Source organism: Rhodococcus gannanensis, assembly GCF_042681175.1.
Classification (GTDB): Bacteria; Actinomycetota; Actinomycetes; order Mycobacteriales; family Mycobacteriaceae; genus Rhodococcus_G; species Rhodococcus_G gannanensis.
This window is the reverse complement of the sequence record NZ_JBHUFB010000009.1, coordinates 184,609-209,065: the sequence shown is the minus strand read 5'-3', so window position 1 is coordinate 209,065 and position 24,457 is coordinate 184,609. Positions and strand designations below refer to the sequence as shown.

At 68.7% G+C, this 24,457-nt stretch carries 20 protein-coding genes; 17 read left to right on the top strand and 3 right to left on the bottom strand.

Features of this window, described 5'->3' with window-relative positions; translation table 11 throughout:
- Positions 1 to 156 precede the first annotated feature (156 nt).
- The 3 genes from ACFSJG_RS07720 to ACFSJG_RS07710 all read left to right on the top strand — a co-directional run bounded on the left by ACFSJG_RS07720 (position 157) and on the right by ACFSJG_RS07710 (position 3,358).
- Positions 157 to 1,695, top strand: a complete 1,539-nt coding sequence (locus ACFSJG_RS07720; RefSeq protein WP_378484616.1) for a SpoIID/LytB domain-containing protein — start codon at positions 157 to 159, stop codon at positions 1,693 to 1,695.
- 160 nt (positions 1,696 to 1,855) lie between these two features.
- A complete protein-coding gene (locus ACFSJG_RS07715; RefSeq protein ID WP_378484615.1) occupies positions 1,856 to 2,668 on the top strand; it encodes a mycofactocin-coupled SDR family oxidoreductase in 813 nt (270 codons plus the stop codon).
- Between the two features lie 48 nt (positions 2,669 to 2,716).
- The gene (locus ACFSJG_RS07710) at positions 2,717 to 3,358 is read left to right on the top strand and encodes a TetR/AcrR family transcriptional regulator (RefSeq protein ID WP_378484614.1); all 642 of its coding nucleotides are present in this window, start codon (positions 2,717 to 2,719) and stop codon (positions 3,356 to 3,358) included.
- A gap of 5 nt (positions 3,359 to 3,363) precedes the next feature.
- Here the strand turns inward: ACFSJG_RS07710 and ACFSJG_RS07705 are convergent, their stop codons facing one another.
- The gene (locus ACFSJG_RS07705; RefSeq protein WP_378484613.1) at positions 3,364 to 4,767 is read right to left on the bottom strand and encodes a lipase family protein; all 1,404 of its coding nucleotides are present in this window, start codon (positions 4,765 to 4,767) and stop codon (positions 3,364 to 3,366) included.
- A gap of 125 nt (positions 4,768 to 4,892) precedes the next feature.
- On the opposite strand from ACFSJG_RS07705, the gene ACFSJG_RS07700 reads away from it, so the two are divergent.
- Positions 4,893 to 6,128: a cytochrome P450 gene (locus ACFSJG_RS07700; protein ID WP_378484612.1), complete on the top strand. Its 1,236-nt coding sequence runs from the start codon at positions 4,893 to 4,895 to the stop codon at positions 6,126 to 6,128.
- Positions 6,125 to 6,706, top strand: a complete 582-nt coding sequence (locus ACFSJG_RS07695; protein ID WP_378484611.1) for a TetR/AcrR family transcriptional regulator — start codon at positions 6,125 to 6,127, stop codon at positions 6,704 to 6,706. Before ACFSJG_RS07700 ends, ACFSJG_RS07695 begins: the two co-directional genes overlap by 4 nt.
- Here the strand turns inward: ACFSJG_RS07695 and ACFSJG_RS07690 are convergent.
- Both ACFSJG_RS07690 and ACFSJG_RS07685 read right to left on the bottom strand, forming a co-directional pair.
- On the bottom strand, positions 6,682 to 7,416 hold the full coding sequence (locus tag ACFSJG_RS07690; protein WP_378484610.1) for a VIT1/CCC1 transporter family protein: 735 nt from the start codon (positions 7,414 to 7,416) through the stop codon (positions 6,682 to 6,684). The genes ACFSJG_RS07695 and ACFSJG_RS07690 overlap by 25 nt on opposite strands.
- A gap of 86 nt (positions 7,417 to 7,502) precedes the next feature.
- Positions 7,503 to 8,312 carry an arylamine N-acetyltransferase family protein gene (locus ACFSJG_RS07685; protein ID WP_378484609.1) on the bottom strand — a complete coding sequence of 270 codons (810 nt, stop codon included), beginning with the start codon at positions 8,310 to 8,312 and terminating at the stop codon, positions 7,503 to 7,505.
- A gap of 120 nt (positions 8,313 to 8,432) precedes the next feature.
- Between ACFSJG_RS07685 and ACFSJG_RS07680 the strand changes: the two genes are divergently transcribed.
- From ACFSJG_RS07680 to fadD32, 12 genes are all read left to right on the top strand, one after another.
- The gene (locus ACFSJG_RS07680) at positions 8,433 to 9,182 is read left to right on the top strand and encodes a MerR family transcriptional regulator (RefSeq protein ID WP_378484608.1); all 750 of its coding nucleotides are present in this window, start codon (positions 8,433 to 8,435) and stop codon (positions 9,180 to 9,182) included.
- Between the two features lie 114 nt (positions 9,183 to 9,296).
- Positions 9,297 to 10,517 carry a UDP-galactopyranose mutase gene (gene glf, locus ACFSJG_RS07675; RefSeq protein WP_378484607.1) on the top strand — a complete coding sequence of 407 codons (1,221 nt, stop codon included), beginning with the start codon at positions 9,297 to 9,299 and terminating at the stop codon, positions 10,515 to 10,517.
- The gene (locus ACFSJG_RS07670; RefSeq protein WP_378484606.1) at positions 10,514 to 12,433 is read left to right on the top strand and encodes a glycosyltransferase; all 1,920 of its coding nucleotides are present in this window, start codon (positions 10,514 to 10,516) and stop codon (positions 12,431 to 12,433) included. Before glf ends, ACFSJG_RS07670 begins: the two co-directional genes overlap by 4 nt.
- Positions 12,417 to 12,932, top strand: coding sequence for a phosphatase PAP2 family protein (locus ACFSJG_RS07665; protein ID WP_378484605.1), 516 nt, complete (start codon positions 12,417 to 12,419; stop codon positions 12,930 to 12,932). The genes ACFSJG_RS07670 and ACFSJG_RS07665 overlap by 17 nt, the downstream gene beginning before the upstream one ends.
- Entirely contained in the window at positions 12,929 to 13,834 is a 906-nt protein-coding gene (locus tag ACFSJG_RS07660; protein ID WP_378484604.1) for a decaprenyl-phosphate phosphoribosyltransferase, read from the top strand. The genes ACFSJG_RS07665 and ACFSJG_RS07660 overlap by 4 nt, the downstream gene beginning before the upstream one ends.
- Positions 13,812 to 15,746: an arabinofuranosyltransferase AftB family protein gene (locus tag ACFSJG_RS07655; RefSeq protein WP_378484603.1), complete on the top strand. Its 1,935-nt coding sequence runs from the start codon at positions 13,812 to 13,814 to the stop codon at positions 15,744 to 15,746. The genes ACFSJG_RS07660 and ACFSJG_RS07655 overlap by 23 nt, the downstream gene beginning before the upstream one ends.
- A 291-nt stretch (positions 15,747 to 16,037) precedes the next feature.
- Positions 16,038 to 17,033, top strand: coding sequence for an alpha/beta hydrolase (locus ACFSJG_RS07650; RefSeq protein WP_378484602.1), 996 nt, complete (start codon positions 16,038 to 16,040; stop codon positions 17,031 to 17,033).
- A gap of 336 nt (positions 17,034 to 17,369) precedes the next feature.
- Entirely contained in the window at positions 17,370 to 19,574 is a 2,205-nt protein-coding gene (locus tag ACFSJG_RS07645; protein ID WP_378484601.1) for an alpha/beta hydrolase-fold protein, read from the top strand.
- 152 nt (positions 19,575 to 19,726) lie between these two features.
- Positions 19,727 to 20,272: a DUF732 domain-containing protein gene (locus ACFSJG_RS07640; RefSeq protein WP_378484600.1), complete on the top strand. Its 546-nt coding sequence runs from the start codon at positions 19,727 to 19,729 to the stop codon at positions 20,270 to 20,272.
- Between the two features lie 3 nt (positions 20,273 to 20,275).
- On the top strand, positions 20,276 to 21,241 hold the full coding sequence (locus tag ACFSJG_RS07635) for a cutinase family protein (protein WP_378484599.1): 966 nt from the start codon (positions 20,276 to 20,278) through the stop codon (positions 21,239 to 21,241).
- Between the two features lie 102 nt (positions 21,242 to 21,343).
- Positions 21,344 to 22,336, top strand: coding sequence for an LLM class F420-dependent oxidoreductase (locus ACFSJG_RS07630; protein ID WP_378484598.1), 993 nt, complete (start codon positions 21,344 to 21,346; stop codon positions 22,334 to 22,336).
- A 170-nt stretch (positions 22,337 to 22,506) separates the two neighbouring features.
- Positions 22,507 to 24,390, top strand: a complete 1,884-nt coding sequence (fadD32, locus tag ACFSJG_RS07625) for a long-chain-fatty-acid--AMP ligase FadD32 (RefSeq protein WP_378484597.1) — start codon at positions 22,507 to 22,509, stop codon at positions 24,388 to 24,390.
- The last annotated feature ends 67 nt before the right edge of the window (positions 24,391 to 24,457 follow it).

Genomic DNA, 24,457 nt, shown 5'->3' with positions numbered 1-24,457 from the left:
TGTTACTCGTGTGACTGGTGTGACAGATGTTGCTAACGCCAGACACTCTTGCAACACTAGCCACACAATGCCTAAGCCTCAACCTTAGATTGAGACTTTATCGAGACCTGGTTCGACTCGACCCAGCGAAGCCGCAGCCCACCGAGGAGGCCGGACATGGCGAAAGTCCGTCGCACGACGACCCCGCGTGGGCGCATCGACCGTGGAGGCCGCACCTCGCCGATCCGGTGGGCGCTCGCGCTCGGCACGGTTCCGGCGCTTCTCGCGGCGGGCGCGGTCGGGGTTGTCGTCACCGACACCCGTGGCTCCGGCCCCGATGTCGCGGTCGCGGTCGCGGCGGACACCCCGTTCACCGTCTCCGGGCGCGGCAACGGGCACGGGCGAGGCATGGGGCAGTGGGGCGCATACGGATATGCCAGGAACGACGGCTGGTCCGCCGAGCGGATCGTCGGCCACTACTACAGCGGCACCGAACTCGGTCAGCTCGCCGAAACCCGGATCGGTGTCCGCCTCGTCGGCCTCGACGGTGGCACCCTCAACGCCTTCTCGGATACCGGTGCTCGGGTCGCGGGCCGCGACGTCGCACCGGGTGACGGCGTACACCTGACGCCGACCCCCGGCGGCGGCGCGGGCGTGGTCGTCACTCGGGGCTGCGACGGCGAGGTGCTGTGGCAGGGCGCCACCGACCATCCGTGGATCGACCCCGTCGACCTCGGACCCGACCGTCCCGCGAACGAGCACCTGACCCTCTGCGGCGGAGCCGCGTACCGCGGATCGCTCGGCGTCGCCCTCGACGGCGCGGAGCCACGGGTCCTGAACAACCTCGACATCGAGGACTACCTCCTCGGCGTCGTCCCGGTCGAGGCCCGCGCCGACTGGGCCGACACCGGCGGCGCGGAGGCCCTGCGCGCCCAGGCGATCGCCGCGCGCTCGTATGCCGCCGCCGAGCACCGGTATCCCTATGCCGAGACCTGCGACACCCAGGACTGTCAGGTCTACGGGGGATCGGAGAAGGAGGACCCCCGCACCACCGAGGCGGTTCGGAGCACGGCGGGCAAGGTGATCACGCGGGGCGGACAGCCCGTCGCCGCCGAGTTCTCCTCCTCCACGGGCGGGTACACCGCGGGCGGCGACTTCGACGCCGTCGAGGACCTCGGCGACTCCCTCTCGCCCAACCACAACTGGACACAGACCCTCACCGCCGGCGAGATCGGAAAGGCCTTCGGCGTCGGGGAACTGCACAGCGTCTCCGTCGTCGAGCGCAACAATCTCGGTACCGACGGCGGGCGTGTCACCACGCTCGAGGTCGTCGGGTCCGACGGAACGGCCAGGGTGTCGGGCAAGGAGGCACGCTCCAAGCTCGGACTCAAGTCCGACTGGTTCACGGTCACCGAGGGGCTGGTCCCGGCCACCCCCGTGCCCGATCCCGCTCCCGCGCCGGGACTCGAACGACTCGCTGCAGGCGTTCACGGATCCGAGGTCGCGCCGACCGAGATCGAGAAGAAGTACGCCGAGATCGGCGGCCCCGACGGTCCACTCGGCAAGCCGGTCGGTCCCGAGATGTCGATGCCGGACGAAGCGGGGCGGTTCCGGATGTTCGAGGGTGGCGCCATCGTCTGGACCGAGACCCTGGGTGTGCAGGTCGTGGACGCGAGCGTGGTGATCTCCGAACTGCCGACCGGGAGTGACGGCTGAGCCGCGACGGCCGTGGCGAGAGTCGCGGCGCGCGGGATCCGTGCCACCTCTTTCGTTTGAGTAGAAAACGGTATTGACTGTGCCGGAGGCGCGGTTCCCTGGTGCCCACCCGAGCCCGAATCGGTATGGGTCGAACCGCGGACGCGGCGGAAGGACCACAATGGCAAGGCTGGACGGCAAGGTCGCATTCATCACGGGAGTCGCTCGAGGTCAGGGTCGTGCACACGCCATTCGGTTGGCTCGGGAGGGCGCCGACATCGTCGGCATCGACCTCGCGGGCCCACTGCCCGGCGTCCCGTACGAATCGCCCACGGCCGCCGATCTGGAGGAGACGGCGTCCCTCGTGGAGGCCGAAGGGCGTCGCGCACTCCTGCACAAGGGGGACGTGCGCGATCTCGACGGCATGAAGTCGGTGATCGCCGGCGCAGTCGCCGAACTCGGTGGACTCGACGTGGTCGTCGCCAACGCCGGCATCTGCATCCCCGCGACCTGGGACGAGTCGACACCCGAGATGTTCCGAGACCACATGGACATCAACGTGACGGGGGTGTGGAACACCGTCATGGCGACCGCACCCCACCTGATCACGCGGGGCGGCGGCTCGATCGTGCTCATCAGTTCCTACGCAGGGAAGAAGATGCAGCCGTTCATGGTCCACTACACCACCAGCAAGCACGCGGTCACCGGGATGACTCGTGCCTTCGCCGCCGAGCTCGGCGCGCACGACATTCGTGTCAACAGTGTGCATCCGGGCGCCGTCGACAGTCCGATGGGATCGGGCGACATGCAGGCGCGGATCGCGGCGACGGCCGAGTCGAACCCTCGCCTGGCCGTGATGGGAACGCCCTTCCTCAACGAGTATGCGGCCTCGGTCGACAAGATCGCCGACGCCGTCGCGTTCCTGGCGTCCGACGAGTCGAGTTTCATCACGGCCGAGCACCTGTCGGTCGACGGTGGAGCCCAGTACTTCTGACCTCGACGCCGTCGCTCGCGACACCCCACGACCCTCTAGGCTCGCGGGGTGTCAGCCGCGAAGTCGAGTCGAAGCTACGGCGGCCGCTCCGTCGCCGAGCGGCGGGCGGAACGGCGCGCCAGGTTTCTCGACGCGGCACTGACGGTGTTCGCGGACCAGTCGTACGTCCGCAGCACGATCAGCGCGATCTGCGCCGAGGCGGGTCTGTCGCGCCGTCAGTTCTACGAGGAGTTCGGCGGACGCGAAGAGGTGCTGGTCGCGCTCTACGACCAGATCCAGCAGGAGGCGGGCGCTGCGATCGCGGGTGCCTACGACGCGGCGGAACCCGACCTGTGGCGCGCCGCCGCGACGGTCATGACGGCGTACGTGACGGCGATCGGTACCGACGCCAGGCGAGCCAAGATCGCCTTCGTCGAGGTCGTCGGCGTCAGCGACGAGGTGGAACGGCATCGGCTCGCGCAGCGTCGGGCGTGGGGGGAGATGTTCGAGTCGCTGGTCGCCGGGCTGGTCGGGCCCGACGTCCGGCCCGCGGGCGGCTACGAGATGGCGGCCACGGCGTTCATCGGCGCGGTCAACGGGCTCGTCCACCAGTGGAGCATCACCGAACCACGCACTCCGGTAACAGATCTCGTGGAGGTCCTCAGTACCGTCCTGGTGGCGTTGGTGACGCCGGGCCACCAGGACGGCTGATCCCGTCAGCCCCCTGTGCCGACGGGTGATCCGAGGGGCGCCCCGAACAGTCCGGCGACCACCTCGCCGACCGTGTCGGCGAATGCGGGCCAGGCGGACCGGTCAAGGGCCATCGAGCCGACATCGGTTGTACGGCAACCCGGTTGGACGGGAATGCCGTCGAGACGGTCCCGCATCCACAGCAGTGCAGTCGGGGCGGCCGTCACCTCGAGCGTCAGGTGTTCGCTGAAGTGGTCGCGCGTGTACTGCACGCGGGCGGACGGATCCTGGCAGTAGGTGTCGACGAGAGTGTTCACCTGTCCGACCGGCACGATCCAGTCGGGGTTGGACTGGTAGACGAACAGTGGTGCCGTCGGAACGACGCCGCCCATCCGGGTGCGGTCGATCACCGATCGAACCACGGGCTCGTCGAGTGGGTCGCCTGGAACGTCGAGCAGCCCTTTGTTGTTCGCGAACGGGATCAGTGCCGCGTGATAGGCGACGCACAGCGGCGACTTCACCGTCGCCAACGCCCGGCCGAGCGGATTCATGCGCTCGTCGAGGAACTGCTGGAACTCGGGGTACTCGCGGCCCAGACCGAGCACGGCTCCGAGGATCAGACCCGCGGGTGCGGCGTTGTTCGCATTGTTCAACAGCGCCGAGAGATCCGCGGGCACACCACCTTCGACGACGCCGACCACGTTGAGCTCCGGCGCGTACGACGGGTGCAGCTCGGCTGCATGACCGGTGGCGATCGCGCCGCCCGAGTAGCCCCACAGTCCCACGCGGGTCCGGTCGCCCGGAAGGTCGAGGGGAGTGAAACGCTGGGCGGCCCGGACGCCGTCGAGGGCCAGGCGGCCGCCGAGCGGTCCGGCGGCGTACGCGGAGTTCGGACCCTGGTAGTCGGGGACGGAGACCGTCCAGCCCTGCGCGAGACCCGCCTGGACGGCGAGGAATTCCGCGGGGATCACCGCGGACCCGGTGGCGAGCGCCGGGATCGATCCCTGTCGCAGGGCGTAGGACGGCGCGCAGTACTGGGCCGTCGAGTCCTCGGCCATCTGGAACGAGACCAGCTCGTCGCTGCCGGACCCGCGTGGCTTCAGCACGGTCGTGACGGCGGCGACGGGCTCACCGCGGGTGTTCGTCGACCGGTAGGACAGCTGCCAGGCGTCCACGTTCACGGGAACCACGCCGAGGTTGGCGACGGTGACCGGTCGTGACGCGATGACGTCGCCCGGAGCGAGATGTTCGTAGGTGGCGAGGGGCGGGGCGTAGAAGGCCGAGTCGAGTTCGGGAGGCAGGGGCAACCCGGCGAACGGCGCCGGGAGGGCGGGATCGGCGGCGGCGGGGACCACCCCGACGCCGGCCAGTACGGCGAGCGCCGTTGTCGCGACGGTCGCGGCGATGCGGCCGGCCCAGCGTGTTCTCATCACGTCCACCCCCGGTGTTCAAAGTGAGACCAGCTCGTCTCACATATCGCCGACGAACTGTACCCATGTGACGGGCGTCGCACAACGGGGTTGACAGATCGTTTGATCTGTCTCAATCTCGAAACATGACCACGACTATGTCAGGGCGGGTCGCCTACGTGCCACCGTCGGGGGAGACGTGGCGGGAACCGTGGGCCATGTACGCGGCCCTGCGCGATCACGACCCGGTGCACCACGTGATTCCGGAGAACTCGCCCGGCGACGACTACTGGGTGCTCACCCGGCACGCCGACGTGTTCGCCGCGGCCCGCGACCACGGAACGTTCTCCTCGGCCGACGGGCTGACCACCAGCTACGGCGAACTCGACAAGATCGGACTGCGGGACAACCCGCCGCTCGTCATGCAGGACCCGCCGCAGCACACCGACTTCCGCAAGCTTGTCGCCCGCGGGTTCACGCCGCGGCAGGTCGAGGCCGTCGAACCGGCGGTGCGCGCCTTCGTCGTCGAACGCATCGAGGGGTTGCGTTCGAAGGGCGAGGGCGACATCGCCGTCGAATTGTTCAAGCCGTTGCCGAGCATGGTCGTCGCGCACTACCTCGGCGTCCCGGAGGAGGACCGGGGCCGGTTCGACGGCTGGACCGAGGCGATCGTCGCGGCGAATGCCACCGGCGACCCGCTCGATGCCGCGAACGCCGTCGGTGACCTGATGGCCTACTTCGGTGAACTGATCGCCCGCAGGCACCGCGAGTCCGCCACCGGTGAGCTCGGTGACGACACCATCTCGCACCTGGTGGCGGCGGGAATGGGTGCCGACGGCGACATGTCCGGGCTGCTGTCGATCCTCGGTTTCGCGTTCACGATGGTCACCGGCGGCAACGACACCACCACCGGCATGCTCGGCGGGTCGTCGGCGCTGCTCACCACCCACCGCGATCAGCGTGCCCTGCTGCTGGAGGAGCCGTCGCGGATCCCCGACGCGGTCGAGGAACTGCTCCGCCTCACCTCGCCCGTGCAGGGACTTGCCCGCACCACCACCCGGGACGTGGAACTGCACGGTGTCACCATCCCCGCGGGCCGGAAGACGTTGCTGGTCTACGGTTCCGCGAACCGTGACGAACGGATGTACGGCGACGACGCCGGCGATCCGAACGTCCTCCGGGCGCCCCGGCAGATCATGACCTTCAGTCACGGCAGCCACCACTGCCTCGGTGCCGCCGCCGCCCGTATGCAGGCCCGCGTCGCACTGGAGGAACTGCTCGCCCGCTGTCCCGACTTCGAGGTCGACGTCGACGGAATCGTCTACGCACCAGGGAATTACGTGCGTCGACCACTGCACGTCCCGTTCCGGGTGCGGCCGTGACCTGGCTGCGCGACGAGCGCTCCGAGGCCGCCGCCGAGAAGATCCTCGACGCGGCCGCGGACCTGTTCGTCGCCCGGGGTGTCGCAACCACCGGAATGAGCGACATCGCCAAGGCCGCCGGCTGCTCCCGCGCCACCCTGTACCGCTACTTCGACGGCAGGCAGGCGCTGCACCGCGCGTTCGTGCACCGCGAGGCACGGAAGGTCGGCGACCTGGTGGCGGCCGAGGTCGCCGGCGTCGCGGACCCCGCCGACCGGATCTCCGCGGCGATCCTCTCCGCCGTCCGTCGGGTGCGTGAAACACCCACCCTCGCAGCGTGGTTCGCGGTCGGAGACGCCGGCATCGCGTCGGAGCTGGCGAGTACGTCCGAGGTGATCGAGGTGCTCGGTGTCGCGTTCCTCGCCGGGTCCGGCGACGTCGAGGCGAAAGACCTTCCCCGGCAGGCGCGCTGGGTGGTGCGGGTGATCGTCTCGCTGCTCACCGTCCCCGGCGCGGACGCCGACGACGAGCGCGCGATGGTCGAACAGTTCGTGGTTCCCGCGCTCGTCGGGTATCAGACCACCGTGCCGAAGGCCTGACCGATCGCATAGGTGACCGTCATCGCGAGCGCCCCGCCCAGCACCACGCGCGTCACGGCGCGGACCGGGTTCGCGCCGCCGAGCCGGGCGCTGATGCTGCCCGTCAGCGCGAGCGCCGCCAGCACCGCGACGAACGTGACCGGGATCCGCAGGTGCGGCGGCGTCGTCAGGATCGCGATCAGCGGCAACAGCGCTCCGATCGTGAACGAGACCGCCGACGAGGCAGCGGCCTGCCACGGGTTGGTGAGGTCGTCGGGGTCGATGCCGAGTTCCGCGTCCGCATGCGCGGCGAACGCGTCGTGCTCCGTGAGCTCCTCGGCAACGGTGCGGGCGGTCGCGGGGGACAGGCCTTTGTCCTCGTACAGGTCGGTGAGTTCGTCGAGTTCCTCCTCGGGGAGCTCACGCAGTTCACGCCGTTCCTGCGCGAGCAGTGCGCGCTCGGTGTCCCGCTGGGTGCTCACGGACACGTACTCGCCCAATGCCATCGACACCGCACCCGCCGCCAGACCCGCGAGCCCGGCCGTGAGAATCGGGCCGCGGTCCGTCGTCGCCGCCGCCACGCCGACGACGAGCCCGGCCGTCGAGACGATGCCGTCGTTCGCGCCCAGCACCCCGGCCCGCAGCCAGTTCAGTTTCGCGTTGAGGCCGGGACCTTGCTGTCGGCGGTCGCGCGGCGTCTCGTCCTCGCGTTGGCGCTCAACCGATTCCATGCCCCGACCGTAGCCGCGACGCCGCGTCCGTTCCAGCAAAGCAAGGCTGCCCGAACCTGTTCGCGCACAGGGGGCGTCGGCCCGGATCAGGGCAGTCTGTCGAACGCCTCGTCCAGGCCCGCGATCCGATCCGCGTCGATCAGGAAGTCCCGCGTCAGCACGGTGCGGAACTCGTCGGCGTCAGCGATCGTGCGCTTCTCGGTCGCGCCGCCGAGACGATGGACTGTCAGGCGCCTGCCGGCGAGCGCGAACCGGCGGTCGGCGGTCGCACGTGCCGCCATCAGCGTCGTGACGAACTTCGACTCCGGCCAGGTGCACAGGTACCAGTTCGTCGGCTCGTAGTCGATCGGGTGCTGCGGGTGCAGGTCGAAGCGGTAGGTGGTCCGCCACTCGTCGCCCACCCGCGCCTGCATCGCCCAGTCGCCGTGCAGGTCCACCAGCCGGAACGGCTCCAGCGGGGTCTCCTGCGTCGTGTCGCGTTCGAGGCGCAGCGTGCCCGTCAGCGTCATCCCGCCGAACCCGGTGTCGATCACACGCCGCTCATCGTCCAGGTCGACGACCAGCAGCATGTGGGTGCGGGCGGGGATCGCATCGAGGTCGGGGGAGCCCCACAGCACCCGCGCCGCGAGTCCGGTGACGGTGAACCCGAGGTCCCGCAGCGCTGCCTGCAGCAGCAGTCCGTGCTCGAAGCAGTAGCCGCCGCGTCCGCCGTGCACCAGTTTCGCCTGCAGCGATTCCAGGTCGAGCCGGTTGACCACCCCGCGGAACGGATCGAGGTTCTCGAACGGGATCGTCGCGGTGTGGTGGGCGGCGATCGCGTCGAGGGTGGCGCGGGTCGGTACCCGCTCGCCGTCGAAACCGATCCGGGTCAGGTACGCGTCGAGGTCGAAGCTCACCCCACCCACGCTAGGCGGCTCCGCCGCCTGTGCGCCTTCCCGGTAGCTCCCACTACCAAAAAGGCGCACAGGCCGCGGGCTCTTGACATTGACGCTGCGTCAAGATGCACGCTGGTTGTCATGCAGGAATGGTCGATACAGGACCTGGCCAAGGCGGCCGGGGTCACAAGTCGCACGCTGCGGCACTACGGCGCCCGGGGACTGCTCACGCCGAGCCGGATCGGATCCAACGGATACCGCTACTACGACGAGGACGCGCTGCTGCGGTTGCAACGGATTCTGCTGTTGCGCGAACTCGGGCTCGGGCTGGCCGCGATCGCCGCCGCGCTCGACGGCCGACAGGACGCGACCGTGGCCCTCGAAACCCACCTGGACCTGCTCGAACGTGAACGCGAGCGGCTCGGACGGCAGATCGCAGCCGTCCGCGCCACCCTGCACCGGACAAGGAGAGGAGAACCGCTCATGGCGGACGAGATGTTCGACGGCTTCGACCACACCCACTACAAGGAGGAGGTCGAGCAGCGCTGGGGCGCGAAGGCCTACGCCGACGGCGACCGCTGGTGGACGTCGCTGACGGAGGTCGAGAGACGCGACTGGAAGGCCGACGTCGCGCGGCTCTCGCAGGACTGGATCGCGGCTGCCGAGTCGGGGGTCGCTCCCGACGGTCCGCGGGCTCAGGAACTGGCCCGCAGGCACGTCGCCTGGCTGTCCTCGGTGCCGGGCACACCAGGAAGTGCCGGGGACCCCGTGCCGGAGTACGTGCTCGGTCTCGCCGACATGTACGTCGTGGACGAGCGGTTCGCCGCCAACTACGGCGGACGCGCAGGCGCCGAGTTCGTCCGAGACGCCCTGCACGCATACCTGCGGTAGGCGCTTCGCACTCGTGCGCGGTCGAGGGGGCTTCGGACCCGGAAACCGCGCACGAGCGGCGCAGTCGACAGCACGCACGAGCGGCACCGCCGCGGTCCGATACCCTGGTTGCCCGTGACCTCTGTATCCCCAGACTCCGCGACCTCCGGCCAGTACGACCTCATCATCGTCGGGTCAGGATTCTTCGGACTGACGATCGCCGAGCGCGCCGCGACGCAGCTCGGAAAACGGGTCCTCGTCCTCGACCGCAGGCACCACATCGGTGGCAACGCCTACTCCGAGGCGGAACCCGAGACGGGCATCGAGGTCCACAAGTACGGTGCGCACCTGTTCCACACCTCGAACAAGCGGGTCTGGGAGTACGTCAACCAGTTCACCGAGTTCACCGGCTACCAGCACCGCGTCTTCGCGATGCACAAGGGCCAGGCGTACCAGTTCCCCATGGGGCTGGGTCTGGTCGCGCAGTTCTTCGGGAAGTACTTCAGCCCCGACGAGGCACGCGCGCTGATCGCCGAGCAGTCCGCTGAGATCGACACCAAGGACGCCACCAACCTGGAGGAGAAGGCGATCTCGCTGATCGGTCGCCCCCTCTACGAGGCGTTCGTCCGTGACTACACCGCCAAGCAGTGGCAGACCGATCCGAAGAACCTGCCTGCGGGCAACATCACCCGGCTGCCGGTGCGGTACACGTTCGACAACCGCTACTTCAACGACGCGTACGAGGGCCTGCCCGTCGACGGCTACACCGCGTGGCTGGAGAACATGGCGAAGGACGATCGGATCGAGGTCCGGCTGAACACGGACTGGTTCGACGTCCGTGACGAGCTGCGCGCCGCGAGCCCGGACGCGCCCGTCGTGTACACCGGCCCGCTGGACCGCTACTTCGACTACGCCGACGGCGAGCTCGGCTGGCGCACGCTCGACTTCGAGACCGAGGTGCTGCCGACCGGAGACTTCCAGGGCACCCCGGTGATGAACTACAACGACGCGGACGTCCCGTTCACCCGCATCCACGAGTTCCGGCACTTCCACCCCGAGCGCACCTACCCGTCCGACAAGACGGTCATCATGCGGGAGTTCTCCCGGTTCGCGGAGTCCACCGACGAGCCGTACTACCCGATCAACACCCCCGACGACCGGACGAAGCTCGAGGCGTACCGGGCGCGGGCGAAGGCGGAGACCGAGAACGCGAAGGTCCTCTTCGGTGGCCGCCTCGGCACCTACCAGTACCTGGACATGCACATGGCGATCGCGAGTGCGCTGAGCATGTTCGACAACCAGCTGCGTCCGCATCTGGAGTCCGGCGCCCCGCTCGGCGGCGGGGTCGAGGCATGAGCCCGAAGCACCTGATGGAACAGGACACGCTGTTCGACTCCCAGGACCTGCTCGGCAAGTCGTTGTTGCAGCGCGTCCTGCTGCCGCGACCGGGTGAGCCGCTCGACGTGCGCACCCTGTACCTGGAGGAGTCGCCGACGAACGCGCGCCGCGCGCACGCGCTGTCGCGGACGTCGCTGTCGATCGGCGCCGAGTCCGAGGTGTCGATGGCGAGCTACTTCAACGCCTTCCCGGCCAGCTACTGGCGACGGTGGAGCATCCTGAAGACGGTGGTGCTGCGGCTGGAGCTGGCCGGACACGGCCGCGTCGACGTGTACCGCTCCAAGGCCGACTCGTCGCGTATCCACGTGCAGGGCAAGGAGTTCCGCGGCGACGCCGCAGCCGTCACCGTCGAGTTCGAGGTCGAGCTGGCACCGTTCGAGGACGGCGGCTGGATCTGGTTCGACATCACCACCGACACGGACGTCGAACTGGTCGCCGCCGGCTGGTACGCGCCGATCGAGGCGCCCGGCTCGGGACGCGTGGCGCTCGGCATCCCGACGTTCAACCGGCCCACCGACTGCGTCAAGGCTCTCACCGCGCTCGGCTCCGACCCGCTGGTCCTCGATGTCGTCGACGCGGTGATCATCCCGGACCAGGGCACCCGTAAGGTCCGGGACGAGCCCGGGTTCGCCGAGGCCGCCGCCGTCCTCGGCGACCGTCTCGCGATCCACGACCAGGCCAACCTCGGCGGGTCCGGTGGCTACAGCCGCGTCATGTACGAGGCGCTGAAGACCACCTCGGCCGAGCACATCCTGTTCATGGACGACGACATCGAGATCGAGCCCGACTCGATCCTGCGTGCGCTCGCTCTCTCCCGGTTCGCGAAGTCGCCGATGCTCGTCGGCGGCCAGATGCTGAACCTGCAGGAACGCAGCCACCTGCACACCATGGGTGAGGTGGTGAACCGCGGGATCTTCATGTGGTCGGCCGCCCCGAACGTCGAGTACGACCACGACTTCTCCAGGTACCCGCTCGGCGACCGCGAGAACTCGAAACTGCTGCACCGCCGCATCGACGTCGACTTCAACGGCTGGTGGATGTGCATGATCCCGCGCGTCGTCGCGGAGGAGATCGGGCAGCCGCTGCCGCTGTTCATCAAGTGGGACGACGCCGAGTACGGCCTGCGGGCCCGCGCGGCCGGCTACCCGACGGTGACCATGCCCGGTGCCGCGATCTGGCACATGGCCTGGTCCGACAAGGACGACGCCATCGACTGGCAGGCGTACTTCCACCTGCGCAACCGGCTCGTCGTCGCGTCGCTGCACATGCCGGGCAACGGTCGCGGGCTGGTGGTCAACACGGTGAAGGCGACGCTCAAGCACCTGCTGTGCCTGGAGTACTCCACGGTCGCGATCCAGAACCAGGCGATCCGCGACTTCCTCGGCGGCCCGGAGCACATCTTCGACCTGCTCCCGACCGCGCTCGGCCAGGTCCACGCGATGCGCAAGGAGTACCCGGACGCGGTCGTGCTGCCGTCGTCGACGGAACTGCCGCTGCCATCGGGCGCCGGGGTCGGCGCCGTCGGCGACCCGGGCAATCCGCTGGCCAAGCTGGTCCGGCTCGGGAAGGGCCTGGTCCACAACGCCAAGCCCGCGAACGCCGACCACCACGAACGCCCGCAGCTGAACGTGCCGACGATCGACGCCCGCTGGTTCCTGCTCTCGCAGGTCGACGGCGTCACCGTCACCACCGCCGACGGTCGAGGCGTCGTGTACCGCAAGCGCGACCCGCGTCAGGCGTGGGGACTGCTCAAGGAGGCGATGCGCCTGCGCCGCGAACTGGCCCGGCGCTTCCCCGAGCTCAAGGACGAGTACGCGGCCGCGGTGCCGTCGCTGACCAGCAAGGAGAGGTGGGAGCGTGTCTTCGGCATCTGAGGTCAGGATCCTGAACCGGGTGCAGTCGACGATCGGTGCGCGTCCCGAGGTCGTCAGCGCCGCCCGCGGTCTCTCGCACTTCGGTGAGCACGCTCTCGGCTGGATCGCCATCGGTGGGATCGGTGCCGCGCTCGACAAGCCGCGTCGCCGCCAGTGGGCAGGTGTGGCCGTCGGAGCCGTGGGTGCGCACGCCGCGTCCATCGTCATCAAGCGGGTCGTTCGCCGTCCCCGCCCGAACGATCCGTCGGTGCAGGTCAACGTGTCGACGCCGAGCAAACTGAGCTTCCCGTCGTCGCACGCGACCTCCACCACCGCCGCCGCAGTGCTGCTCGGCAGGCTCACCGGGCTACCCTTGCCCGCGGTGCTGGTGCCCCCGATGCTGCTCTCGCGGCTGGTGTTGGGTGTCCACTACCCGACCGATGTGCTCGCCGGCTCCGCCCTTGGCGCGGCCTCGGCCGCAGTCCTGTTGCGGGCCGAACAGAAGTTTGGAGAGAAATGAGCGAGGAGCCGACCGAGGTCGCCGGCCCGCCGAAGACCCTGCTGGGCGGTGCCGTCAAGGCGATGCGCCCGCGGCAGTGGGTGAAGAACGTCCTCGTTCTCGCCGCGCCGCTCGCCGCAGGCACCGTCGACCAGCTCGACGTTCTGCTTCCGGTCGCGCTGGCCTTCGTCGTGTTCTGCATGGCGGCGTCGGGTATCTACCTCGTCAACGACGCGATGGACGTCGAGGCGGACCGGGCGCACCCGACGAAGCGGTTCCGGCCTATCGCCGCGGGCGTGCTCCCGGTCAACATCGCCTACGTGATGGCGGTCGTGCTGCTCGGCGGCGCGATCGGACTGTCCTTCATCGCGAACTGGGAGCTCGCAGTCGTGATGGCGATCTACATCGCGATCCAGCTCGCGTACTGCTTCGGCCTCAAGCACCAGGCCGTCATCGACATCTGCATCGTCTCCTCCGGGTTCCTCATCCGCGCCATCGCCGGTGGCGTCGCCGCCGACATCCCGCTGTCGCAGTGGTTCCTGCTGATCATGGCGTTCGGCTCGCTGTTCATGGCCGCGGGCAAGCGGTACGCGGAACTGCAGCTGGCGGAGGCAACCGGCGCCAAGATCCGCAAGTCGCTCGAGTACTACACCGCCACCTACCTGCGGTTCGTGTGGACGTTGTCCGCGACGGCGGTGGTGATCTGCTACGGGCTGTGGGCCTTCGAGCGTGACCAGGCGGAGAACTCCATCTGGTACGCGATCTCGATGGTGCCGTTCACCATCGCCATCCTGCGTTACGCGGTAGACGTCGACGGAGGCGAGGCGGGGGAGCCCGAAGAGATCGCATTCCGGGACCGCGTGCTCCAGGTCCTCGCGGTCGCGTGGATCGGAGTGGTCGGTGTCGCTGTCTACATCGCCTGACGCGACGCGCACCGACGACGCAGCGCCCGTGGGCCGCGGCGCGTCGGAGTCCGTGTCGGCCCCCGTGACGCGGCTGGTGTACGTCGCGGGGATCGTGGTCACCGGCGCCCTGTTCCTGTGGGGCGCCTGGCAGCGCCGCTGGATCGCCGACGACGGCCTGATCGTGCTGCGCACGGTCCGCAACCTGCTGGCGGGCAACGGCCCGGTCTTCAACGCGGGGGAGCGGGTCGAGGCGAACACCAGCACCCTGTGGACCTACCTCGTGTACGCCTTCGGCTGGATCACGCAGGTCCGCCTGGAGTACGTCGTCCTCACGCTCGCGCTGGTCCTGTCCGTCGCGGCCATCGTGCTGGCGATGATCGGCACCGGCACCCTGTGGCGCGGCGGTGGTGCCGCCCATACACGCAGCCGGTCGGGCGGCGCGGGACTGTTGCTGCTCCCTGCCGGCGCGCTCGCCTACATCGCCGTGCCGCCCGCCCGCGACTTCGCGACGTCCGGGCTGGAGAGCTGCCTCGTCATCTTCTGGATCGCACTGCTGTGGCTGCTGATGATCCAGTGGGCGCAGCGCGAGCAGCCGTCCACGACGCGCGTGCTGATCCTGGCGTTCATCGCGGGGCTCGGCCCGTTGGTACGGCCCGAGATGGCGATGCTGGCGGCCCTCGTGTTGATCATGATCTTTCTCACACCCGGATCGTGGGGCCGTCGCGCGGCGATGGTCCTGGTCGCGGGTGCGGTGCCGGTCGGATACCAGATCTGGCGCATGGGCTACTACGGACTGCCCTACCCGAATACCGCCGTGTCCAAGGACGCGGGCGGCGCCAAGTGGTCACAGGGTCTCACCTACCTGTGGAATCTCGTCGGCCCCTACTGGCTGTGGCTGCCGCTCGCGGTCCTCGCCGGGTACCTGGGATGGGTCGCGTATCGGCGATTCGGCCTCGGCCGTCCCGGTGACCGTGCCGGCGTGACCGGGTTCGCGCGGCTGCACACCCCCTCCGCCGTGGTGTTGCTGTTCGTCGCGACCGGCATCCTGCTGGGCGTCTACTCCGTCCGCGTGGGCGGCGACTTCATGCACGGCCGCGTGCTGCTGCCGGTGCTGTTCTGCCTGATCCTGCCGATCGCGGTGCTGCCGGTCCGGGTTCCGCGCCGCGACCAGTGGGGCGCGACCGGGGCGACCGCGCTGTTCGCGGCGGGATCGCTGGCCTGGGCTGTGACGGTGGTGTGGGCCATCGTCGCCTCGACCGCGCAGGGCATGCCGAACGGCACCGTGGTCGGGAAGTCGGGCATCGTCGACGAGCGGAACTTCTACGCGCTCGGAACCGGTCACCAGCACCCGATCCGTGCCGAGGACTACCTCGACTACCCGCGCATGCGGGCGATGGTCGAGACGATCAACAACAATCCCGACGGCGGCCTGCTGCTGCCTGCCGCCTACTTCACGTACTGGGACCTGGTGCCTCCGCCGCTGCCGATTCCGGAGGGCGGTGCAGGTCACACGGTGTTCTTCCTCAATTTGGGCATGACGAGCATGAACGTCGGTCTGGACGTGAAGGTCATCGACCAGATGGGGCTCGCGTACCCGCTCGCGGCGCACACCGAGCGGCTCGGCGACGGCCGGATCGGCCACGACAAGAACCTGTATCCGGACTGGGTGGTCGCGGACACGGGCATGGTCGCGGTGCATCCGTGGCTGCCCTGGTATCTCGACGAGGACTGGGTGGCGCAGGCGCAGGTCGCGCTGACCTGTCCGGACACTCAGGAGTTGCTGGCGTCGTCGCGGGGCGAGCTGAACCGGCCGCTGTTCATTCGGAACCTCAAGCGCGCGTTCCACTACGCGGGGTATCGCATCGACCGGGTGCCCGCGTACGAGATCGAGCGCTGCGGGCTGGAGATGCCGCCGGAGCTACCGAAGTAGAAGATCACGAAAACTGTCATGAAAGTCACGTTTGCGTAACGCTCGTGACCGGAATGCGATGTACAGATACATGAAGTTCCTGGAGTTCGCACGATTTGTGCGTTTTCCGGGGGGAGAGACAGCGGTTGTAACGCGTTACCGGTTCGCATACGCTCCTGCGAGCGCAGTGTGACCTTGATCCGTTCCACTGCCGGACGCGCATGTGCGCGGCCCGGCAGAGCCGTGGCACGAGTGCCAGACTTTCGGGTCCGTTTCGACGGAAACCCGCAGGAGAGAAAGAGAGCAGTATTCATGCGTATTGGCAGACCGAGGTTCGAGAACCTCAAGCGACGCCTCCTCGGCCTCTCGGCCGCAGCGCTCGTGCTGCCCGTTGCTGCCGGTATCGCAGGGACCGCTGTCGCCGGTGCCGCGCCTGCCGCTCATCGTGCCCCCTCTGGTGGTTACGAAGAGGTCTCGGTGCCGTCCTCCATGGGCCCGATCAAGGTTCAGATCCAGTGGGCGAAGCGCGGCGGCGGTGCTGCGCTCTACCTGCTCGACGGCATGCGTGCCCGTGACGACAAGAACGGCTGGTCGTTCGAGACCAACGCATTCGAGCAGTACGCGAACGACAACGTCACCCTGGTCATGCCGGTGGGCGGCGAGTCGTCCTTCTACAGCGACTGGATCGCGTCGTCGAACTTCAACGGCCAGGACATCACCTACAAGTGGGAGACCTTCCTCACCGAGGAGCTCCCCGACTACCTCGCGACCCGCGGTGTCTCGCGCACCAACAACGGTGTCATCGGTCTGTCGATGGGCGGCTCTGCCGCGCTGACCCTGGCGGCGTACCACCGCGACCAGTTCAAGTTCGCCGGCTCGCTGTCGGGCTACCTGAACATCTCGGCCCCCGGCATGCGTGAGGCGCTCCGCATCGCGATGCTCGACGCCGGCCGCTTCAACATCGACGCGATGTGGGGCCCGCCGTGGAGCAAGGGCTGGCTGCGCAACGACCCGTTCGTCTTCGCGCCGAAGCTCGAGGGTCTGTCGCTGTACGTCGCGGCCTCCAGCGGTCTGCCGGGACAGTTCGATCACCCGAGCAAGTTCATCGACTACTACAACACCAGCAATGCGATGGCCCTCGAGGCGCTCTCGCTGGTCAACAGCCGGGCCTTCCAGGTTCGGATGAAGACCCTGGGTGTCGACGCGACCTACAGCTTCCCGTCCACCGGCACCCACTCGTGGCCGTACTGGTCGAACGAGCTGTTCAAGGCTCGCCCCCAGATCCTGGACGCCCTGAACGCCTGGTGACAGGCGAACGTCCATGACCGTCACGATGCCGCCCTGCGTTCCCTCCCGGGGGAGATGCAGGGCGGCATCTGCCGTTTTCGAGCACGTCAGATAACAAAACCTTGAAGCTTCCGTGCGTCACAGGCGTCACTCCTGTCCGCCGTGTACAAAGAGACACGCGAGTGTCCAGGCGTAACAGCGAGGCGTTACAGCATCAGGCGTAACAGCAGACAGTTGTAGCAGCGATCAGTTGGTGACAGCCGTCAGTTGCAGACAGCACTGGGGCGCGCGGGTCGGGTCATCCGACGGGAGCCGGGTGGCAGACCGGCCGACAGAAAGAAACAGGAGTCACCTCACATGCGACCAGCATCGAGAAGATCGGGTGTCCGCCGAATCGGCCGCAGCCGGTTCCAGAGCAGTGTCCGGGCGCACGACCGCAAGGGCCGTGCGATTGCGCTGCTGGCCGCCGCGCTCGTGCTGCCGACCGCCGCGGGTCTCGGCACGGCGGGCTTCGCCGCCGCTCAGCCGGCGACCAGCACGGCGGTCTCGGCGACGGCGACTCCCAACCCGGCCGGCCGGCAGTCCCCCGGCGACATCCAGGAGACGGTCGCGCCGAAGGCCACGACGACCGACCCCGCCTGCGCGTCGACGACGCCCTCGGCGACGTCCACGTCGACCGCGGCCGCGACCACCACGACGTGCGCGTCGACCACGCCCTCGGCGGTACCCAAGACGACCGTCGCCGCGACCACCACCGTCGCGCCGACCACGACCGTCGCGCCGACGACCACGTCCGCCGCGCCGGCACCCGCCCCCGTCATCTCGGCCCGGTCCGCCGCAGCACCGAGCCGGTCGATCCCCGGCGTCTCGAAGGTGCAGTGGATCAGTGACCGGCGCGTGGCGCTGTGGGTCGACTCCGCTGCGATGGGTGCGCCCTTCCAGGTGCAGGTCCTGCTGGCCCGGGACTGGAACTCCAACCCCGGCGCGACCTTCCCGGCGCTCTACATGCTCGACGGTCTGCGGGCACGTGACGACGAGAGCGGCTGGACCATCGAGACGGACGCGGCGAGCTTCTACGCCGACAAGAACGTCAACGTGATCCTCCCGGTCGGCGGTCAGTCCAGCTTCTACTCCGACTGGCTCGAGGCCGACAACGGCAAGTTCTACCAACTGGAGACGTTCCTCACGAAGGAACTGCCGCCGGTTCTCGAGAACAGCATGCGCACCACCAGCACCCGAGGCGTGATCGGCCTGTCGATGGGTGGCACCTCCGCGATGTTCCTCGCGGCTCGCAACCCCGGCTTCTTCCAGTTCGCCGGTTCGTTCTCCGGTTACCTGAGCACCACGTCCCTCGGCATGCCGCAGGCACTGCAGTACGCGATGCAGGACGCGGGCGGCTACAACGTCACGAAGATGTGGGGTCAGCCGAGCAACGCGCTGTGGGCCGCGCACGACCCGTACATCCAGGCGGAGAACCTCAAGGGCACCAGCCTCTACATCTCCAGTGGCAGCGGCATGACCGGCCCGTACGACCAGCCGTCCGGCATCCCCGGCGTCTCCACCAACTACGCGGGCATGGGTCTGGAGATCCTGTCCCGGCTGACCTCGCAGTCGTTCGCGACCAAGCTGAACAAGCTCGGCATCCCGGCGCAGGTCAACTACCGGCCGTCCGGCACGCACTCGTGGCCGTACTGGCAGTTCGAGATGCACCAGGCGTGGCCGCAGGTCGCCAACGCACTCGGTGTCGCCGTGTCTGCACCCGCGTGCGGGCTGGGCGGTGACATCGGTGCGATGGCGAACGCGAACCCGTGGCTCGGGGGCTGTGTCACCGGCGAGTACGCCGTCGCGGGCGGCCTGGCCCAGGACTTCCGCAACGGGCGGATCTTCTGGTCCGGTGGCACCGGTGCCCAGGTCGTGACCGGCATGATCGGCGGCGAGTACCAGGCGATGGGCGGCCCGTCCGGTCCGCTCGGCCTGCCGACCACCAGCGAGTTCGGCACCCCCGACGGCCGCGGTCGCGGCAACCACTTCCAGTCCGGGTCGATCTACTGGACCCCGCAGACCGGTGCGCATTCGGTGCGCGGCGCGATCCGGGACCTGTGGTCGTCGCAGGGCTGGGAGACGGGTCCGCTCGGCTACCCCGTCGGTGACGAGATCAACACCCCGTCGAAGGACGGCGCCGTGCAGGGCTTCGAGATCGGAGCCATCTACTGGAGTCCCACCACGGGCGCCAACGGCGTGCAGGGCCTGATCATGGGCAAGTACGGCGAGATGGGCTACGAGAACAGCTGGCTCGGCTTCCCGCGGTCCAGCGAGCGTGGGCCGATCCGTGACAACGGTCGCTTCAACGAGTTCGAGGGCGGCAACATCTACTGGAGCCCGGCCAGCGGCGCCTGGTCGATCAAGCACGGGGCGATCTTCGAGGAGTGGGGACGTCAGGGCTACGAGGGTGGCCGCCTGGGCTACCCGATCAGTGACGAATACGCCTTCGAGGGTGGTGTCCGGCAGAACTTCCAGTTCGGCACCATCACCGTGAAGGGTGGAAACATCCAGGTCGCGTAGTCGTGCGACGTGGCGGGCCGGGTTCGCGCCGCGAACCCGGCCCGACTCGCGTCGGTACCCTCGACACCGATCACCGCGGACGGCTCGTCCGCGGACGTGGACCCAGTCGCGGCGGGACGTTCCGCCGATGACCGAAGAGGACTGTGACACACATGCTCGTTTCTTCTCGTTCCCCGCTCACCCGAGTGCTCGCCGTAGGCGCACTCGCGCTGGTGTCGGCAGGCGTCCTCGCCGGATGCGGCAGTGACGACTCCACGGCGTCGAACACGCCGACCCTGACGACGGCCGCGGGCTCCGGTTCGCCGACCGCGCCCCCGCTGGCGACGGGCATCGAGGTGCCCGAGTACACGACTCCGTCGGTGGCGGCGACCGCCCCGCCGGAGACCCCGCAGGCCGTCCCGAGCGGCTTCCCCGGCCCGACCGAGGCGCCCCCGATCGACGCACGTGGGCAGGCCTACCTGGACGCGCTGGCGAAGGGTGGCGTCACGCCCGCAGGCACGGGTGACATCGCGATCTCCACCGCGAACTACATCTGCTCGGCCAAGGCGAGTGGCGTCGCGAACGAGGAGATCCTCGCGTACGTGACCGGCATGGCCGGGGTCGAGGCCGGGCTGTCGGGCGGATCGCCGTCCGAGGCGGACGCGGCCCGGATGGCACAGGTGTACATCGACGCCGCGACCGCGAACTACTGCTCGTAACCGATGGCTGCACGGAAGAGTCGGGGACGGCGCCTGCTGCGGACGTTGCTGGTGCTGATCGTCCTGCTGCTTGTCGCGCTCGTCGCGCTGGTGGCGTGGTTCCTGCTGGCCGGCCGGGTGCCGAAGCCACCGGTGACGCCGCCGTCGCCGGAGCGCCCGTCGGCCCAGCCGGCGAGCTGCCCGGACGTCCAGGTGGTCGCCATCCCGGGCACCTGGGAGTCGAGCGCCACAGACGACCCGTTCGATCCGACGGCGAACCCGGCGTCGCTGATGCTCAACGTCACGAGGCCGCTGCAGGCCCAGTTCGGGTCGGACCGGGCCCAGGTGTACACGGTGCCGTACGTGGCCCAGTTCTCGAATCCGGTGGCGCTGCCGCCGGACGGTCAGGCGTCGTACAACGTCAGTCGCGGTGAGGGCACCGCGAAGGCGACCGAGGTGATGGCGGGTATGCACGCCGAGTGCCCGTTGACGAGCTACGTGCTCACCGGGTTCTCGCAGGGCGCCGTCATCGCCGGCGACCTAGCGGCGAGCATCGGAGCGGGCAACGGGCCCGTCCCTGCCGACCTTCTGTTGGGGGCTGGGCTCATCGCGGACGGTCGACGGGATCCAGCGGCAGCCGAGGACGTTGGTCCGCCCGTCGCCGGTGTCGGTGCCGAGGTCGCGTTGGCCGGTGTCAAGCTGCCGGGCATCACCATGACCGGTGCAAGGCCGGGTGGATTCGGAGACGTCGCGGACCGCGTCGTGCAGATCTGCGCGCCCACGGACGGCATCTGTGACGCCCCGGCGGGTGCCTTCAAGCCTGGCAATCTGCTGGGGAGCGCGTCTCGTCTCCTGGAGTACGTCAACAATCCTGTGCATGCCATGTACAACAGCTTCAGTGTTGATGGAAACGGCACCACCGCCACTCAGTGGATGACAAACTGGGCGGCCGACAAGGTTCGGTCTGCGCCCACCCCTGCCCATGAGTAGCCGAGACTCTGAGCAGGAATATGGGAGGCCGCGTCCAACCGATAGAGTGGACAACCGGCTACCTGCCGATTCAACGCTGCCCGCCACCAGGAGAAGTGATAGATGAGTTCCGCCGACGCGCCCGCGCCGCGCAAGTTCCGGTTCGCAGCCGGTGGCGAGGGCAACGCCGAGGAAGGCGGGGCCCGGCGCTTCGTCAAGCTGGCCCAGAAGGCCGAGGAACTCGGATACGACAGCTTCATGATTCCCGACCACGTCGGGAACCAGGTCGGACCGATTGCCGCGCTGGGCGCGCTCGCCGTGGCAACGGACAAGATCCGCATCGGAACTGCGGTGCTGGCCAACGGTTTTCGGCATCCTGCGATCCTCGCGAAGGACGCCACCACCATCGACGTGCTCTCCGGTGGACGGCTGGAGCTCGGTATCGGTGCGGGGTGGATGAAGGACGAGTTCGACCAGGCGGGCATCGACTACGAACGTCCCGGCGCCCGGATCGCCAAGCTCGAGGAGTCGCTGCAGATCCTCGACACGCTGCTGCGTGGTCAGGAATGCAACTTCGACGGCGAGTACTACAAGATCTCGGGGCTCAAGGGCAGCCCGCGTCCCCGTCAGGGGCCGCGCCCGCCGATCGCCGTCGGTGGCGGGGGACCGAAGATGCTGGCGCTGGCGGCGAAGTACGCCGACATCGTGTCCGTCGCGCCGCCCTCGACGAAGGAAGGCAAGATGCTGCTCTCCGGGATCACGATGGAGGCCACGGCGGCACGCGTCGACGGCATCCGGGAGGCCGCCGGTGACCGGTTCGGCGACATCGAGCTGAACTGGACGATCACCGCCGTCATGCCGACCGACGATCGTGAGGCGATGGCCGAGATGGCGCTCGGGGCGATCTCCAACGGGTATCCGCCGAACATTGAGGCGGACGTCACGCTGACGGTTCAGGACATCCTCGACTCGCCTTACCTGGCGATCGGGACGTACGACGAAATCGCCGATCAGATAAGGAAAGTTCGGGACCGGACGTCGATGTCGTACGTGGGCATCTTCCCGACCCAGATGGAGGCCTTCGCCCCCGTGATCGCCCTGCTCAAGGGTGAATGACGGGCAAGGTTTCTGTAACATCCTGTTGGTTTGGGATGCGAAGCAGTTCGTTACCGATACGAGATCTGCATGTTGCCACTAGACATTGTTTGCATGATTCCCGCGGGAGCAGGAGTTGGGGCCCGCCGGTGCAGGAACAGGCGTCGAGGGCTTGCCTTGGAGGAGAAGGTATGAAGAACTTCGATGACTACATCGACGAGAGCGGGCACATCCAGTTGCAGCCCGGGAACACCCTCGTCGACTATGTCGAGCAGCATTCCCGGGAGAATGCCGACGATCTGGCATACCGCTACATCGACTACTCCTCCGCACGGGACGGTGAGGCGCACGAGCTCACCTGGAACCAGTTCGGTGTCCGGCTGCGTGCCGTGGCGGCCCGGCTGCAGCAGGTGACCAAGCCCGGCGACCGTGTCGCCGTGCTCGCGCCCCAGGGCCTCGACTACGTCATCTCGTTCTTCGCCGCCATCCACGCGGGCACCATCGCGGTGCCGCTGTTCGATCCGGACGAGCCCGGTCACACCGACCGGCTGCATGCCGTCCTCGGCGACTGCGAGCCCACCGCCATCCTCACCGCCACGGATTCCGCGGCCGGTGTCCGTCAGCTGTTCCGTTCGCTGCCCGCCGCGCAGCGTCCCCGCATCATCGCGGTCGACGCCATCCCGGACACCGTCGGCGAGACCTGGGTCCACCCGGAGCCGAAGCTCGAGGACATCGCGTACCTGCAGTACACCTCCGGCTCGACCCGCACCCCGGCAGGCGTGGAGATCACTCACCTCGCCGTCGGCACCAACGCGGTGCAGATGGCCGACGCGATCGGTCTGAGCACCGAGTCCCGCGGTGTGACCTGGCTGCCGCTCTTCCACGACATGGGCCTGCTGACGGTGATTCTGCCTGCGCTGGGCGGCAAGTACATCACCATCATGAGCCCGCGGGCGTTCGTCGCCCGCCCGTACCGCTGGATCAAGGAGCTGGCCGCGGTCTCCGACGGCGCGGGCACCTTCGCCGCGGCCCCGAACTTCGCGTTCGAGCACGCCGCCGCCCGCGGCGTGCCGAAGAACGGCGAGACGCTGGACCTGTCCAACGTCATCGGCCTCATCAACGGGTCCGAGCCGGTCACCACCACCTCGATGCGCAAGTTCAACGAGGCGTTCGCGCCGTACGGACTGCCGAAGACCGCGATCAAGCCGTCCTACGGCATGGCCGAGGCGACGCTGTTCGTCTCCACCACCGACCAGGCCGACGAGGCCCGCGTCATCTACGTCGACCGCGACCAGCTCAACCAGGGCCGGATGGTCAAGGTCGCCCAGGACGCCCCGAACGCCATCGCGCAGGTGTCCTGCGGCCACGTCGCTCGCAGCCAGTGGGCCGCGATCGTCGATCCCGAGACCGGCGCCGAGATGCCCGACGACCACGTCGGCGAGATCTGGCTGCACGGCAACAACATGGGCCAGGGCTACTGGGGCCGCGACGACGAGACCGCGCAGACGTTCCACAACCGGATCACGTCGCGGCAGGCCGACGGCAGCAAGACCGCCGGCGCGCCCGACGACGCGAACTGGATGCGCACCGGCGACTACGGCGTCTACGTCGACAGCGAGCTGTACATCACCGGCCGGGTCAAGGACCTGGTGATCGTCGACGGCCGCAACCACTACCCGCAGGATCTCGAGTTCTCCGCGCAGGAGGCCAGCACGGCCCTGCGCCCGGGATTCGTGGCTGCGTTCGCGGTGCCCGCGAACCAGCTGCCCAAGGAGGTCTTCGAGTTCGGGTCGGGCCTGACCTTCGATCCCGAGGACGGCTCCGAGCAGCTCGTCGTCGTCGCCGAGCGTGCGCCCGGTGCGGGCAAGGCCGATCCGGCTCCGATCGCCGACGCGGTCCGCGCCGCGATCTCCGCACGCCACGGCGTCACCGCCCGCGACGTGCTGCTGGTGCCCGCCGGGTCGATCCCGCGTACCTCCAGCGGCAAGATCGCGCGCCGCGCCTGCAAGGCGGCGTACATCGAGGGCACCCTCCGTGGCGGCTACCAGCAGACAGCGTTCCCGGACACCGTCTGAGATCGACTACGTCCCCGACGAGACCTCCGACGACGAGTAGCGTGGTGCACTGATGGCTGAAACTGAG